This window comes from Pseudomonas sp. W22_MBD1_FP4 (assembly GCF_052113765.1).
In the GTDB taxonomy this organism is placed as follows: Bacteria; Pseudomonadota; Gammaproteobacteria; order Pseudomonadales; family Pseudomonadaceae; genus Aquipseudomonas; species Aquipseudomonas sivasensis.
This window is the reverse complement of the sequence record NZ_JBGQOI010000004.1, coordinates 282,460-298,323: the sequence shown is the minus strand read 5'-3', so window position 1 is coordinate 298,323 and position 15,864 is coordinate 282,460. Positions and strand designations below refer to the sequence as shown.

The 15,864-nt window shown below is 60.2% G+C and carries 13 protein-coding genes; 4 read left to right on the top strand and 9 right to left on the bottom strand.

What is annotated here, in order from left to right:
* The first annotated feature begins 8 nt into the window (after window positions 1-8).
* From ACEN2T_RS08225 to ACEN2T_RS08210, 4 genes are all read left to right on the top strand, one after another.
* Window positions 9-686: a heavy metal response regulator transcription factor gene (locus ACEN2T_RS08225; RefSeq protein ID WP_032886331.1), complete on the top strand. Its 678-nt coding sequence runs from the start codon at window positions 9-11 to the stop codon at window positions 684-686.
* Window positions 676-2,040, top strand: coding sequence for a heavy metal sensor histidine kinase (locus ACEN2T_RS08220; protein ID WP_442116548.1), 1,365 nt, complete (start codon window positions 676-678; stop codon window positions 2,038-2,040). The genes ACEN2T_RS08225 and ACEN2T_RS08220 overlap by 11 nt, the downstream gene beginning before the upstream one ends.
* Window positions 2,041-2,327: 287 nt before the next feature.
* The gene (locus tag ACEN2T_RS08215; RefSeq protein ID WP_442116547.1) at window positions 2,328-3,656 is read left to right on the top strand and encodes an OprD family porin; all 1,329 of its coding nucleotides are present in this window, start codon (window positions 2,328-2,330) and stop codon (window positions 3,654-3,656) included.
* A gap of 87 nt (window positions 3,657-3,743) precedes the next feature.
* Window positions 3,744-5,240 (top strand): sensor domain-containing diguanylate cyclase, encoded by a 1,497-nt coding sequence (locus ACEN2T_RS08210; protein ID WP_442116546.1) that lies wholly within the window; start codon window positions 3,744-3,746, stop codon window positions 5,238-5,240.
* A gap of 154 nt (window positions 5,241-5,394) precedes the next feature.
* On the opposite strand, the gene lpxC is transcribed toward ACEN2T_RS08210, so the two are convergent.
* From lpxC to murD, 9 genes are all read right to left on the bottom strand, one after another.
* Window positions 5,395-6,306: a UDP-3-O-acyl-N-acetylglucosamine deacetylase gene (gene lpxC / locus ACEN2T_RS08205; RefSeq protein WP_003171886.1), complete on the bottom strand. Its 912-nt coding sequence runs from the start codon at window positions 6,304-6,306 to the stop codon at window positions 5,395-5,397.
* 112 nt (window positions 6,307-6,418) lie between these two features.
* Entirely contained in the window at window positions 6,419-7,624 is a 1,206-nt protein-coding gene (gene ftsZ / locus ACEN2T_RS08200; protein WP_095183868.1) for a cell division protein FtsZ, read from the bottom strand.
* A gap of 66 nt (window positions 7,625-7,690) precedes the next feature.
* Entirely contained in the window at window positions 7,691-8,953 is a 1,263-nt protein-coding gene (ftsA, locus tag ACEN2T_RS08195; RefSeq protein ID WP_032886326.1) for a cell division protein FtsA, read from the bottom strand.
* A gap of 15 nt (window positions 8,954-8,968) precedes the next feature.
* Window positions 8,969-9,838, bottom strand: a complete 870-nt coding sequence (locus ACEN2T_RS08190) for a cell division protein FtsQ/DivIB (protein ID WP_032886325.1) — start codon at window positions 9,836-9,838, stop codon at window positions 8,969-8,971.
* 4 nt (window positions 9,839-9,842) lie between these two features.
* Window positions 9,843-10,799: a D-alanine--D-alanine ligase gene (locus tag ACEN2T_RS08185; protein WP_099601151.1), complete on the bottom strand. Its 957-nt coding sequence runs from the start codon at window positions 10,797-10,799 to the stop codon at window positions 9,843-9,845.
* The gene (murC, locus tag ACEN2T_RS08180; protein WP_032886323.1) at window positions 10,796-12,241 is read right to left on the bottom strand and encodes a UDP-N-acetylmuramate--L-alanine ligase; all 1,446 of its coding nucleotides are present in this window, start codon (window positions 12,239-12,241) and stop codon (window positions 10,796-10,798) included. Before murC ends, ACEN2T_RS08185 begins: the two co-directional genes overlap by 4 nt.
* Window positions 12,234-13,304: an undecaprenyldiphospho-muramoylpentapeptide beta-N-acetylglucosaminyltransferase gene (murG, locus tag ACEN2T_RS08175; protein ID WP_032886322.1), complete on the bottom strand. Its 1,071-nt coding sequence runs from the start codon at window positions 13,302-13,304 to the stop codon at window positions 12,234-12,236. Before murG ends, murC begins: the two co-directional genes overlap by 8 nt.
* Complete coding sequence (ftsW, locus tag ACEN2T_RS08170) at window positions 13,294-14,517, bottom strand: putative lipid II flippase FtsW (RefSeq protein WP_032886321.1); 1,224 nt, start codon at window positions 14,515-14,517, stop codon at window positions 13,294-13,296. The genes murG and ftsW overlap by 11 nt, the downstream gene beginning before the upstream one ends.
* Window positions 14,514-15,860, bottom strand: a complete 1,347-nt coding sequence (gene murD / locus ACEN2T_RS08165) for a UDP-N-acetylmuramoyl-L-alanine--D-glutamate ligase (RefSeq protein WP_032886320.1) — start codon at window positions 15,858-15,860, stop codon at window positions 14,514-14,516. Before murD ends, ftsW begins: the two co-directional genes overlap by 4 nt.
* Between the last annotated feature and the right edge of the window lie 4 nt (window positions 15,861-15,864).

The window sequence follows — 15,864 nt, the reverse complement described above, 5'->3', positions numbered from 1 at the left end:
GGCGGGTCATGCGCGTACTGATTGTTGAAGATGAAGAAAAAACCGCCGACTACCTGCACCGCGGCCTGACGGAACAGGGCTACACCGTCGACGTGGCCCGCGAAGGCGTCGAAGGTCTCCACTTGGCGCTGGAGAACGATTACGCGGTGATCGTGCTCGACGTGATGCTGCCCGGCCTCGACGGCTTTGGCGTACTGCGTGCCTTGCGTGCGCGCAAGCAGACGCCAGTGATCATGCTCACCGCCCGCGAGCGCGTGGAAGACCGCATACGCGGGCTGCGCGAGGGCGCCGACGATTATCTGGGCAAGCCGTTCTCGTTTCTCGAACTGGTGGCGCGCCTGCAAGCCCTGACCCGGCGCAGCGGTGGTCATGAGCCGGTGCAAGTCACCGTCGCCGACCTGTGGATTGACCTGATCAGCCGCAAAGCCAGCCGCAACGGTGTGCGCCTGGACCTGACGGCCAAGGAGTTCTCGCTGCTCAGCGTGTTGGCACGGCGCCAGGGTGAAATTCTGTCCAAGACAGCGATTGCAGAGATGGTTTGGGACATCAATTTCGACAGCGACGCCAATGTGGTCGAAGTCGCGATCAAGCGCCTGCGCGCCAAGCTGGATGGGCCCTTCGAACACAAATTGCTGCACACCATTCGTGGCATGGGTTATGTGCTGGAGAACCGCAGTGCCGTCTAATTCCATCGCCCTGCGCCTGAGTGGCATGTTCACATTGGTGGCGCTGCTGATATTTGTGTTGATCGGTGGCGCGCTGTACCAGCAGGTCGACCGCAGCCTCGGATTGTTGCCGGGCGCGGAACTGGATGCGCGCTACAGCGTGCTGGAGTCCTCGGTGAACCGCTTCGGTACGCCGGACCATTGGGTGAAGATCAAGGCCAAGCTCAAACTATTGAGTGAGGAAGACAAGCGCATCCGCTTCTGGGTAGTCAGCACTGATCCGAACTTCGAGTATGGCGAACCGGATGCGCAGATCCGCGCCTTCGCCGAGGGCCCCAGCGGCAAGCGCGATTTGCATCTGCCGGGCTACACCCATCCGTTCAAAGTGCTGGTGAGCCAGTTTCCAGCCAAGGACCAGCGCCCGCCGTTGCGCTTCATGATTGCCATCGACACCGAGAACTTCCGCGCCACTCAGCATCACTTGCTGGTGGCATTGGTCAGCCTGGCGCTGGTTGGCGTGGTGCTGGCTGCGCTGTTGGGGTTCTGGGTGTCGCGCATTGGCCTCAAGCCCCTGGGTAGACTCTCGGATGAAGCGCGCAAACTCGCGCCGCCAAAACTCTCCGGACGCCTGCAACTGTCGCCGCTTCCCCCGGAGCTCAAGCAGTTCGTCAACTCGTTCAACTCCACCCTCGACCGCGTTGAGCAGGCCTACTCGCGCCTGGAATCCTTTAACGCCGATGTGGCCCATGAACTGCGTTCACCGCTGACCAATCTGATCGGCCAGACCCAAGTGGCGCTGACCCGAGGGCGTTCGGCCGAGCATTATCTGGAAGTGCTGGAGTCGAACCTGGAAGAGCTGGAACGCCTGCGTTCGATCGTCAACGACATGCTGTTCCTCGCCAGCGCCGACCAGGGCAGCAAGGCCACCAAGCTGATCGAAAGCTCCCTGGCCGATGAGGTGGCGACCACGCTCGACTACCTGGACTTCATTCTCGAAGACGCTCAGGTGCGGGTGCAGGTCCACGGCGACGCCCAGGTACAGATCGAAAAAGCCCACCTGCGCCGTGCGCTGATCAACCTGTTGAGCAATGCAGTTCAGCACACGGCGCCGGGGCAGGTGATCGACGTGAACATTGATGTGCTGGAGCATCAGGTGGCCATCGCCGTGACCAACCCCGGCGAGGCAATTGCCGGCGAGCACCTGCCGCGGTTGTTCGAGCGGTTCTATCGGGTGGACGCCTCGCGTAGCAACAGCGGGGCGAATCATGGATTGGGGCTGGCGATCGTCAAGGCGATTGCGTTGATGCACGGTGGCGACGTGTTTGTGCGCAGCGAACAGGGGGGCAATACCTTCGGCATTACTCTGCCGATGTAGGCCGCCCACATGGAATCAGATCCAATCACTGTTGCGATTTGGGCAACAGTCATTCTCTTGTTACACTCTATATCGTACCGCTCACCTGCGTTAATTTGACGCATCGATGAGCGCGGCGGCAAAGGCAGCTACCCGCTTACCCGAATTTCCCTCGACTTATTTCCAGGGCTCTACACTGGGAATCTGTCTTAAAGCCGCTGATATCAGCGGCTTTTTTTTGCCGTAAAAAAGGCCAGGCACACCCCCACGACATTGGCCGTTTTCGATAGACCAAAGGAGCCTTACCGGTGAAGAACTCGCTGACGTTCACCCCGTTATTCCTCGCGATTGCAGCAACGATCGTCCCCCTTGCCCACGCGGCAGACACTACCGCCACTGAAGGTTTTATCGAGGGATCGCACCTCAACATCAACACCCGCAACTACTACATGAACCGCGACCGTCGTGACATTCATACCGATGACAGCAAGGAGTGGGGCCAAGGCTTTCTCGGCACTTTCGAATCCGGCTACACCCAAGGCACCGTCGGCTTCGGCCTGGATGCCCACGCCATGCTCGGCCTCAAACTCGACGGCGGTGGCGGCACTGACGGCTCCAGCATTCTTCCCTACGGCAGTACTGACGGCAGCGGCAAAGCCCCCGGATCGTTCTCCACCGCTGGCGCTACTTTGAAGATGCGTGCCTTTGATACCGAGTTGAAGGCCGGTGATCTGTTCCTCAACAACCCGGTCATCGCGGGCGGCCAGACGCGCATGCTGCCGCAGACTTTCCGCGGCGTGAGCCTAAGCAATCACAGCTTCGACGGTTGGATGTTCGAAGGCGGCCAGGCCAGCTTCACCAAGCTCTACAACCAGAGCGGCCACCGTCGCATTGGCACCAGCTACGGCGCGCTGCCGACTAACACCGACAGCCAGCACATGAACTGGACCGGCGTTTCGTTCAGCGGCATTCCCGGCCTGACCAGCAACCTGTACGCCTCCGAACTCAAGGACGTGTGGCACCAGTACTACTACGACCTGGACTACACCTACGCACTCAATGACCTGGTCAGCCTCAACCCGGGTCTGCACTACTACCACACCCAAGACACCGGCCAGTCGTTGCTCGGCGGCATCGACAACAACACCTACAGCCTGCATTTCACCGTGGGCGTGGGTAATCACAGCGTCACCGCCGCTTACCAGCGGGTCAACGGAAACACGCCGTTCGACTACATCGCTCAGGGCGACAGCGTGTACCTGGATAACTCCCAACAATACTCGGACTTCAACGGCCCCAACGAGCGCTCGTGGAAGCTCAAGTACGCCTATGACTTCGCCGGCCTCGGTATGCCCGGGCTGACCTCGGCGGTGTCCTACATCAGTGGCAAGACCGACCTGACCAAGGTCGACCCGCAAAGCCGAGGCTACAGCGCCTGGTACAGCGCCGATGGCAAAGACGCCAAGCACTGGGAACGGGATATCGACGTGAAATACGTGGTGCAAGGCGGCAAGGCCAAGGATTTGGCAATGCGTTTTCAATGGGCAACCAACCGCGGCAGCAATGGTTATTCGGCGGTTGACCGGGACGTGGATGAATATCGGGTGATTATCGACTACCCGATCAACGTGTTCTGACCCCTGGAATCTTTCTTTTTAGCCAATGATTTAATTTTCATCGGGTAGAACTAAACTGCCAGCATTCACACCGCTGAAGTCTGCCCGATGAGTCAACGCCCTGTTCGTACCTCGCCTGCACATCCTGAGCTTTTTCTGATTCTGGGCAGCGGCCTCACGGTCGCCCTGATTGTGATTATCGTTGCGGCGTTGTTGGTCCGCGAACACGCCAGCACCCTTCAGGAAGCCAAACGTTCAACCACCAACATTGCCCAACTGATCAATGCCGACGTGCTGCGCAACGTTGAATTGTATGACCTGGCACTCAAAGGGCTGATTGCGGCCAAACAACGTGAAGACCTGTCCCAGGTGGCCGCGAGTATCCAGCATCTGGTGCAGTTCGACCTCGCCACCGCAGCGCCTTTCAAGGGCGAAGTGCTGTTATTGGACCCCAACGGCGCCGTTATCGCAGACTCATCAACGCTGCAGCCGACGCCGCGTAATTTTTCTAACCGCGATTATTTCCAGGTGCACGTAAAGGACAGCCAGGCCGGTTTGTTCATCAGCCGACCGTTCAAAATCCATTGCGACTCTGACCAGGTCTGGCGCATGGCATTCAGCCGGCGAGTATCGGGACCCAACGGTGAATTTGCCGGCGTTGCGGTCGCGACCATGCGTCTGGCGTATTTCGACCAGCTGTTCAACACCCTGACCATCGGCAACGGCAGCAGCGTCAACCTGCTCAACAACAAAGGCATTTTGTTGGCCCAACAGCCGCTGCTCGAACGTGACATGATCGATAAGGACTTGAGCGAGCGACCGAACTTCAAGCGCATGCTGAGTGAAGGCAGTGGCAGCTTCCAAGCCATCTCGGCTCTCAGCGGCAAGGAGCGCCTGTACACGTTCACCAACGTCGGGGAATTACCGCTGATCGTGGTAGTGGCACTGTCCAGTGAAGATGTATTCGCCCCTTGGAAACGCGCCGCGCTGCTGACCAGTGGCGCCACCGGCATCCTGTGTATAGGCCTGTTGTGGCTGACCTGGATGCTGCGTCGTGAACTGCGACGCCGCTACCGCGCAGAACGGGTGCTGTCAGAACTGGCAGCCACCGACGCCCTCACCGGCCTGCCCAACCGCCGCATTTTGGATGAACGCCTGCGCCTGGAATGGGACCGCGCCCAACGCTCAACGGAGCCGATGACGCTTCTGATGATTGACGTGGACCACTTCAAGGCTTTTAACGATCGCCATGGCCATAAGGGGGGCGATGAAGCCTTGCGCTCCGTGGCCCAAGTGATCGGCGGCAACATTCGTCGCCCTGCTGATCTGGCGGCGCGCTATGGCGGTGAGGAATTTGCAGTGGTGCTTCCGATTACCGATGCCAAGGGCGCACAGGTAATCGCCGAGCACATCCGCAGCAGCGTCGAACACTTACCGCGGATAGCCGGGGATGAGCGGCCGATTACTGTGAGTATTGGTATGAGCACCTGGGATAAGCACAGTCGTATGTCGTTGGAAGCATTGCTGCTGAGTGCGGACCAGGCGTTGTATGAGGCCAAGCATACGGGGCGTAATCGGATCGTGGATGCAGCGACGCTGTTATGAGGCATCAGACTAATGTCCACAGAAGACTTGCTGTCACAGCCTTACTCACCACAACAGGCCCGCTTGCCACAGCAAGTCTGTTCACCAGAAAAACAGCCATAAAAAAAGGCCACCCGAAGGCAGCCTTTAAAAACTAAAGAAAGAGAGTTGTTACTTACACCGCCGCAACGGGACGCATGTAAGAGATCGGTGCGGTGCTGGCATCTTCGAAGGTCACGACTTCCCAAGCGTCTGTCTGCTCAATCAACTTGCGCAGCAGCTGGTTGTTAAGGGCGTGGCCCGACTTGAAGCCTTTGAACTCGCCTATCAGGCTATTGCCCAGCAGGTAGAGGTCACCGATTGCATCGAGGATCTTGTGCTTCACGAATTCGTCTTCGTAGCGAAGGCCGTCTTCGTTCAGTACACCATCCGCGTCGACCACAATGGCGTTTTCAACGCTGCCGCCGAGTGCGAGGTTGTGCTTGCGCAGGTACTCGATGTCACTCATGAAACCAAAGGTACGGGCGCGGCTGACTTCTTTTACGAACGAAGTGCTGGAAAAATCCACGCTTGCACTTTGGGTGCGGTCACGGAATACCGGGTGATCGAAATCGATCTCAAAGCTCACTTTAAAGCCTTCGAACGGGACGAAGGTGGCGCGCTTGTCGCCGTCTTCTACTGTCACTTCCCGCAGAATGCGTATGAACTTCTTGGCTGCGTCCTGTTCTTCCAGGCCGGCAGATTGAATCAAGAATACGAAGGGTCCAGCGCTGCCATCCATGATAGGGACTTCGGACGCGGAGAGCTCGACGTAGGCGTTATCGATGCCCAGGCCAGCCATGGCCGAGAGCAAGTGCTCCACCGTGTCCACTTTGACGTCACCGTTGACCAATGTGGTCGACATAGTGGTTTCGCCAACGTTTTCCGCGCGAGCAGGAATCTGCACCACAGGGTCCAGGTCGGCACGAACAAACACGATGCCGGTGTCGACAGGTGCAGGTTTGAGGGTCAGGTATACCTTCTCCCCGGAGTGCAGACCTACACCTGTGGCACGGATAATATTCTTCAGGGTGCGTTGTTTAATCATGGCTTGGACCGCTTGAGCGCAAATTGCGAACTGGTATCAACAAAGGCTGGCGATAATAGCAGACCAGACCTTTGCTGAACACCAATCACCTTCATAGCCCTGATACATTCCATCAATCGGCCTGACGACGCAGGAATGCCGGGATGTCCAGGTAGTCCAGGTCATCTTGCGGATTCGGGCTACGGGACGCCGCAGCACCGGCCTGAGCCTGGTTGCGCATCACGGTCGGACGATCCAGGTCACGGTAGTTCACCGACGGCATTTCCGGGCGCACAGGCGCTGGAGCTGCAGCCGATTGGCTGGCGTGGCTGGCATGGTTTGTATGAACGGTGTTGTCGATAACCTTTACAGGCTTCTCGATTTTCGCGCCCAGGCCGGTAGCAACCACAGTCACGTGCAGTTCGTCGCGCATGTCTGGATCGATAACGGTACCGACTTTGACCATCGCGTGCTCGGAAGCAAAGGCTTCGATGATGCTACCCACGTCGGAGTACTCACCCAGGGACAGGTCAGGACCGGCAGTGATGTTCACCAGGATGCCGCGTGCGCCTTGCAGGTTCACGTCTTCCAGCAGCGGGTTGCGGATGGCCGCTTCGGTGGCTTCACGTGCACGGTTAGGACCGCTGGCGCAGCCAGTGCCCATCATCGCCATGCCCATTTCGCTCATAACAGTACGTACGTCGGCAAAGTCGACGTTGATCATGCCTGGGCGTTTGATGATGTCGGAAATACCGCGAACGGCACCGGCCAGTACATCGTCAGCCTTGGCGAACGCGGACAGCAGGCTTGCGTCCTTGCCCAGGATGGTCAGCAATTTCTCGTTAGGAATGGTGATCAACGAGTCGACGCTTTCAGACAGCAGACGGATACCTTCGTCGGCGATCTGCATGCGCTTGCGACCTTCGAACGGGAACGGACGGGTTACGACTGCAACCGTCAGAATGCCCATTTCCTTGGCCACTTCGGCAATGATCGGGGCCGCACCGGTACCGGTACCGCCGCCCATGCCAGTGGTGATGAACACCATGTTGGTGCCTTGCAGCACTTCGGCAATACGCTCACGGTCTTCCAAAGCGGCTTGACGGCCAACTTCCGGATTGGCGCCAGCGCCGAGGCCCTTGGTCACAGCAGTGCCCAATTGCAGGATGGTCCGCGCGCCGATGCTTTTCAGCGCCTGGGCATCAGTGTTGGCGCAGATGAATTCAACGCCTTCAATGTTGCTCTTGACCATATGGTTGACAGCGTTGCCGCCGCCACCGCCGACACCGATCACTTTGATGACCGGGCTGGCGGGGATGTTGTCTACGAGTTCGAACATGTTCCCTCTCCTTTCGTTATCTCTAGTTTTTTCGCCTACTGCTTACATCGGTGTTGCGGTAAAGCTTTAGAAATTGCCTTTTACCCAAGCCTGCAACCGTTCGAACAACGGCGCTTTAGCCTCGTCGTCGCTGCGGTAGCTGTCACGGATGCTCGGGCCCGACAGGGAAATGCCGTCGGTCTGCTTTTGCAGTCCGTACAACAGCAAGCCCACACCGGTGGAATAAATTGGGTTGCGCACCACGTCTCCCAGGCCTTTGACGCCATGGGGCACGCCCAGGCGGACCGGCATGTGGAAGATTTCCTCGGCCAGTTCGACCGCGCCTTCCATCTTCGAGGTGCCACCCGTCAGCACGATGCCGGCCGGGATCAAATCTTCGTAGCCACTGCGACGCAGTTCAGCCTGGATCAGGGTGAACAGCTCGTCGTAACGCGGCTCGACCACTTCGGCCAAAGCCTGGCGCGACAGTTCGCGCGGTGGACGGTCGCCCACGCTCGGAACCTTGATGGTTTCGCCGGCACCGGCCAGCTTGGCCAGGGCGCAGGCGTAGCGGATCTTGATTTCTTCGGCGTACTGGGTCGGTGTACGCAACGCCATGGCGATGTCGTTGGTAACCTGGTCGCCTGCAATCGGGATTACGGCGGTGTGACGGATCGCACCCTCGGTGAAGATCGCGATGTCAGTGGTGCCGCCGCCGATGTCCACCAGGCACACGCCCAGCTCTTTCTCGTCGTCGGTCAGTACCGAGTACGCAGACGCCAGTTGCTCAAGAATGATGTCGTCGATTTCCAGGCCGCAGCGGCGCACGCATTTTTCAATGTTCTGTGCAGCGTTGACAGCGCAGGTCACCACGTGGACCTTGGCTTCCAGACGTACGCCCGACATGCCCAGAGGCTCGCGAACGCCTTCCTGGTTATCGATCACGTAATCCTGCGGCAGGGTGTGCAGCACGCGCTGATCGGCCGGGATCGCCACGGCCTGGGCGGCGTCGAGGACGCGCTCAAGGTCGGCGGCGCTGACCTCACGGTCACGGATCGCCACGATGCCGTGAGAGTTCAGGCTACGGATATGGTTGCCCGCGACGCCGACAAACGCCGAGTGAATCCGGCAACCGGCCATCAGCTGCGCTTCTTCGATAGCGCGCTGGATCGATTGCACAGTGGACTCGATGTTCACCACCACGCCCTTCTTCAGGCCCCGGGACGGATGCGTGCCAATACCGACGATTTCGATCGCGCCGTCTTCCCCGACCTCGCCCACCAGCGCCACCACTTTGGAGGTGCCGATATCGAGACCGACGATCATTTTGCCGCTTTGCACGTTTGCCATGGGTCCTGCCTCTTCTTAATTCTTCGCGACAGCGGGTTGCGCTGCCGTGGGCGCAGCCGGTTCACGCCAGCCGACGGCAAGGCCGTTGGCGTAACGCAGGTCGACGCTCGCAATGTTCGTAATCTGTTCTTTCAAGGTCTTGTCGTAGATGGCAATGAAACGGCGCATCTTTTCCACCAAGCGGTCGCGTCCCAGCAACAACTGGATGCCCGGGCCGGAACTGCCTGCCCCGGTCGTCAAAAACCAGCTACCCCGTTCACGCAGTTCCAGGCGTGCAATGGAGAAGCCCATTGGCCGCAGCATCTGGCTCAAGGCCTGGTACTGCTGCATTACTTGCTGCTGCGCCCGCTGCGGCCCGAACAGCTGCGGCAGGTGCTCATAGTTGGCCAGCTCACGCGGGGTGAACGCCTGGCCCTGGTTGTTCAACAGCGCTTCATCACCCCAACGGGCGACGGGCAGTTGTTCCTCCAGGCGGATCGTCACCTGGTCCGGCCACACACGACGGACTTCGGCGTGGGCGATCCACGGCATCTGTTCCAGCTCACCGCGCATACCGGCCAGGTCGATGGTGAAGAAGCTCGCGGCCAGGTACGGGCCAATGCGCTGCTGCACCGCTTGCTGGCTGATGTAGCTCAAGTCGCCCTGCACGCTGATCTTGGTGATCGGACGGTCGGCGTACGGCAATAGACGCTGCGCACCTTCGTAAGTGCCGAAACCCAATGCCACCAGCAGCACCGGCCAGAACAGCGCCTTGAGGAAACCAAAGTTGGCTTTCGGCAGGCGCGCCGACATCGGCTCTTTAGCCACCATTCGGCTGGCACCCCGTGGCACCGGCTTGCGGCTCGGTGCTTGTGGGGGCTGATGACGAAGCGATGCGCCTTTCATGTCCTTAGCCTCTTGGCTCAATGCTGGCGGCAAGAATTGCCAGCACCAACTGCTGGAAATCCAAGCCGGCTGCGCGAGCGGCCATAGGTACCAGGCTGTGGTCGGTCATGCCTGGCGCAGTGTTGACTTCCAGGAACCAGAATTCCCCCTGGTCATCCTGCATCACGTCTGCCCGCGCCCAGCCGGCGATACCCAGCGCCTCACAGGCCTTCGCCGTGAGATCCATCAATTCCTGTTCCTTGGCTGCGTCAAGGCCGCACGGGACCCGATACTGGGTATCGGATGCCAGGTACTTGGCGTCGTAGTCGTAAAAGGTGTGGGGCGTGCCCAATGCGATAGGCGGCAATACTTGGCCACGCAGGGTGGCGATGGTGTACTCGGGACCCTGGATCCACTGTTCCACCAACACTTGCGAATCGTAGGTACTTGCCGCTTTCCATGCGTCGATCAATTCGGCGGCCGAGTTCACTTTGGCCATGCCGATACTGGAGCCTTCATGGGCTGGTTTGACGATCAAAGGCAGGCCCAGTTCCTTGGCTGCAGAAATACAATCGTCTTCGCTGCACAGAACAGCGTGACGCGGGGTTGGAATACCCAGGCTGTGCCACACCTGCTTGGTGCGCAGCTTGTCCATGGCCAGTGCGGAGGCGAGGATGCCACTGCCAGTGTAAGGAATACCGGCGCATTCCAGCAGGCCCTGCATGCTGCCGTCTTCACCGCCACGGCCGTGAAGAATAATGAAGGCGCGGTCGATCTTTTCGGCCTGCAGGCGGGCGAGGAAGTCATCGCCCACGTCGATACCAAACGCATTCACGCCGGCGCTTTGCAGGGCTTCGAGCACGGCGTTGCCGGACTTGAGCGACACTTCGCGCTCGGCGCTCTTGCCGCCGAACAGCACCGCCACACGGCCGAAGTCGGCTGGCGCGATTGTCGAAAACAGGGAGCCGTAGTCAGTGGTCATTTCGACTTCCCCTTCTCGGCGGCAAACAGCGGGCTCGCCAATAGTTTAGGGGCAAGGCCGCCGATATCACCTGCGCCTTGGCACAGCAGAATGTCACCAGCGCGCAGCAGCGGTTTGACGATCGGTGCCAGGTCCACACCGCGCTCGATGTAGATCGGGTCAAGCTGACCACGCTGACGAATGCTGTTGCACAGCTTGCGGCTATCGGCGCCCGGGATCGGCTCTTCACCGGCCGGGTAAACCTCCATCAACAGCAGCACGTTGGCATCGGCCAATACATTGACGAAGTCGTCATACAGATCGCGTGTCCGGCTGTAGCGGTGCGGTTGGTAGACCATCACCAGGCGGCGCTCCGGCCAACCACCGCGCACGGCCTTGATCACTGCGGCAACTTCAGTCGGGTGGTGACCGTAGTCGTCCACCAGCATCACGTCGCCACCCTCTACCGGCAGTTGGCCGTAGACTTGGAAACGACGGCCGACACCCGCAAAACGCGACAGGCCTTCCACGATGGCTTCATCGCTGACGCCTTCATCGGAAGCGATGCAGATGGTCGCCAAGGAATTCAATACGTTGTGGTTGCCCGGCATGTTCACCGACACATCCAGCGGCTCACGGTCAGGACGCAGTACGGTGAAGAAGGTTTGCATGCCTTCCTGGCGCACATTGATCGCACGCACGTCGGCGTCTTCGCTGAAGCCGTAGGTCACGGTCGGACGCTTGACCAGCGGCAGGATTTCACGCACTACCGGATCGTCCAGGCATACCACCGCCAAACCGTAGAACGGCAGGTTATGCAGGAACTCAACGAAGGTTTTCTTCAACTTGTTGAAATCACCGTCGTAGGTCGCCATGTGGTCTTCGTCAATGTTGGTCACGACGGCCACAAGCGGTTGCAGGTGCAGGAAGCTCGCGTCGCTTTCATCGGCTTCGGCGATCAGGTAGCGGCTGGTGCCGAGCTGGGCATTGGTGCCGGCTGCATTCAGGCGGCCACCGATAACGAAGGTCGGGTCCAGGCCACCAGCGGCGAACACCGAAGCGATCAGGCTGGTCGTGGTGGTCTTGCCGTGGGTACCGGCGACGGCGATGCCGTGGCGATAACGCATCAACTCGGCCAGCATCTCGGCACGTGGCACCACGGGAATGCGGCGCTCAAGGGCGGTGGCCACTTCCGGGTTGGAGGTGTTCACAGCGCTGGACACCACCAGCACGTCGGCCTCAGCGGCGTTCTCAGCGCGGTGGCCGATGAAAATCTGTGCACCAAACGACTTCAGGCGCTCGGTGACCGGCGACTCTTTCAAGTCCGAGCCGGACACTTGGTAGCCCAAGTTTAGTAACACTTCGGCAATGCCGCACATGCCCACGCCGCCGATACCGACGAAGTGGATGCGACGGATGCGGCGCATCTCGGGTTGTGGCATGGCTTTCTGATTCTCAACCATGGGCCACCTCCAGGCAGATATCCACCACGGTGCGGGTTGCGTCAGGTTTGGCCAGGCGGCTTGCGGTGCTCGCCATGTTGTTGAGTCGTTCCGGTTGCATCAAAACCTCGGTCAGGCGTGCGGCCAAATCGGCGGCGCCAGTCGTTCTTTGCGGCAGCAGGAAGGCAGCGCCCTCCCCGGCCAAATATTCGGCGTTGCGGGTCTGGTGATCGTCGATGGCGTGGGGCAAAGGCACCAGCAAGGACGGCAGACCGGCGGCGGCCAGTTCACTGACGGTCAGCGCACCAGCGCGACAGACCACCAGGTCGGCCCAGCCATAGGCATGGGCCATGTCTTTGATGAAAGGCTGTACGTTCGCCTCGACACCGGCTTCGCGATAACGCGTGGCGGTGATTTCATCGTGGTTCTTGCCGGCCTGATGGAAGATCTCCGGGCGCAATTCCACAGGGAGTTGCGCCACCGCTTCCGGTAGCAATTTGTTCAATGGCTCAGCGCCCAGGCTTCCGCCCAGGATCAGCAGGTGCGCCTTGCGACCCGCGAGCGCTTCGCGGGCGATGTCCATAAACAGCTCGGTGCGCACCGGGTTGCCGGTGGTACGGCGCTTATCCGACACACTGAAAGTGTTGGGAAACGCTTCACACACCCGCGCAGCCAACGGCACCAGCAAGCGGTTGGCGGTGCCGGCCACAGCGTTCTGCTCGTGCACGATCACCGGCACACCGGCGAGCTTGGCCGCGACGCCGCCAGGGCCGGTTACATAACCGCCAAAACCGAGCACACACACTGGCTGCAATTCACGGATGACCTTGCGCGCCTGCCACACCGCCTTGAGCAAGACGAAAGGTGCCTTGAGCAAGGACAACTTGCCCTTGCCGCGCAGGCCTGTGACGTTGATCAGATGCAACGGCAAGCCGGCACTCGGTACCAATTCGTTTTCGATACCGCGCGGCGTGCCCAACCAATGCACGGTGTAGCCACGGTTCTGGAACTCGCGCGCACACGCCAGGGCTGGGAATACGTGGCCCCCAGTGCCGCCAGCCATGATCAGCACATTAGCGCCCATGGGTCGGCTCCTCGGCGAAGTCGCTTTCGCTGAACTCCATCTCTTCGCTGCCCAAGTGGGTTCGACTCTCCCACTCAATGCGCAGCAACAAGCCCAGACAGGCGCAGCAAATCACCAGCGAACTGCCGCCGTAACTGAGGAACGGCAAGGTCAGCCCCTTGGTCGGCAGCAGGCCGACGTTCACACCGATATTGATCAAGAACTGGCCGATCCACAGGAACGACAAGCCGTACGCCACATAGGCGGCGAAATACTGTTTGGCCTTCTCGGCCCACAAGCCGATGTACATGCCGCGTACACACACGAACACAAACAGCGCGACGGTGCACAGCGAACCAACCACGCCCAACTCTTCGGCGAGTACCGAGAACACGAAGTCGGTGTGGGCTTCCGGAAGGTAGAACTGCTTCTGCACGCTATTGCCCAGGCCAACGCCCAGCCACTCACCACGACCAAAGGCGATCAACGCCTGGGTCAATTGATAGCCGGAGCCAAACTGGTCGGACCACGGGTCGGTAAAGGTAATCAGACGCGCCATCCGGTAGGGTTGCGCCTGCACCAGGATGGTCACGGCCGCCACTGCCAGCACCACCATCAAACTGAAGCGGAACAAGCCCACGCCGCCGAGGAACAGCATCGCCGCGGCCGCGCCCATCATCACGACGGTGGCGCCGAAGTCGGGCTCCATCAGCAACAGGCCGGCCATGGGCAAAAGCACGATGAATGGTTTGAAGAAGCCCATCCAGCTTTCGCGCACTTCCTTCTGACGACGCACCAGGTAACCGGCGAGATAGATCACCACGAACACCTTGGCGATTTCAGACGGTTGCACGTTGAACGCGCCGAAACCAATCCAGCGCATCGAGCCGTTCACCTCGCGGCCGATACCCGGCACGATCACCATGACCAGCAAGCCAAACGCGCCGATCAGCATCAGCCAACCGAGACGCTGCCAGGTGGCGATGGGGATCATCATGGTGACGATGCACGCACCCAGACCGATGATCAGGTACACCAAGTGACGGATCATCATGTACAGGGTGTTGCCCGACTGCACGGCAGCCACTTCGGAAGACGCCGAGGTGATCATCACCAGGCCCAGGCCCAGCAGCGCGAGGCAACCGGCGAGCATTGGGAAATCAAGGTCGATGCCACGCCCGGTGATGATCGGCGACGGGTACGGCTTAATGATGTTTCTGAAATCAATGCTCATGCCAAGCCCTCCACGGCGCGGGCGAACAACTGGCCGCGCTCTTCGTAGTTCTTGAACATGTCGAAACTGGCGCACGCCGGCGACAGCAGTACCGCATCGCCTGGTTGGGCCAGGGCTTTGCATTGGGCAATGGCGTCGTCCAAGGAGGTGGCACGCACCTGTGGCACGGCGTCACCAAGCGCGGCGGCGATCAAGTCGGAGTCGCGGCCCATCAAGACCACGGCGCGGCAATGCGCAGCCACCGGTGCCTTGAGATCTTTGAAATCGGCGCCCTTGCCATCGCCACCGGCAATCAGCACCAGCTTGCCGTCGATATCGGCGCCAAGCCCTTCGATCGCAGCCAGTGCGGCGCCGACGTTGGTGGCTTTGGAGTCGTTGTAATAGCTGACGCCATCGAGATCACGCACCCACTGGCAGCGGTGTTCAAGACCGGCGAAGGTGCGCAGGCTGGAGAGCATCGCGTCGAATGGCAGACCGACGGCATGGCCAAGCGCCAATGCCGCCAGGGCGTTGGACTGATTATGGGCACCACGAATTTTCAGCTCGCGCACTGGCATCAGGTTCTGAAATTCGAAGGCCAGGTATTTCTCGCCGTTCTCTTCGCGGATACCGAAGGCCTTGAAGTCGGGCTTGCCCAAACCGAAGGTCCAGCAGGGCATGCCCTCGCCCATCAGCGGACGGCTCAGGGCATCCTGGCGGTTGACCACAAATTGCTTGGCGCCGCGGAAGATCCGGTGCTTGGCCAGATGATATGCCGGCAGGCCGCTGTAGCGGTCCATGTGGTCTTCGCTGACGTTCAGAACAGTGGCGACTTCGGCGCCGAGGTCATGGGTGGTTTCCAGCTGGAAACTAGACAGTTCCATCACGTACAGCTCGATGTCGTCGCTGAGCAGGTCCAGCGCCGGGGTGCCGAGGTTACCGCCCACGGCCACGCGCTTGCCGGCCGCCATCGCCATCTCACCGACCAGTGTGGTCACGGTGCTTTTCGCGTTGGAACCGCTGATGGCTACTATCGGCGCCTTCGCGTTACGCGCGAACAGGTCGATATCGCCGGACAGCTTCACGCCACGGGCCGCTGCGGCTTGCAGGGCCGGTGTCGCCAGGGCTAGGCCGGGGCTCACGTAGAGCTCATCGGCGCGGCACAGAAACTCGACATCCAGCTCGCCACAACGCACTTCCACGTGCGGGTAGTCACGGCGCAGCGTGACCAGCTCCGGTGGATTTTCCCGCGTATCGGCCACGGCAAACGACGTGCCCCGGTTCGCCAGGAAGCGAACCAGGGACATGCCGCTCTTGCCGAGGCCGACAACGATGCGGAAGTGGTCTGAAGCGATCAGGGACACTCGT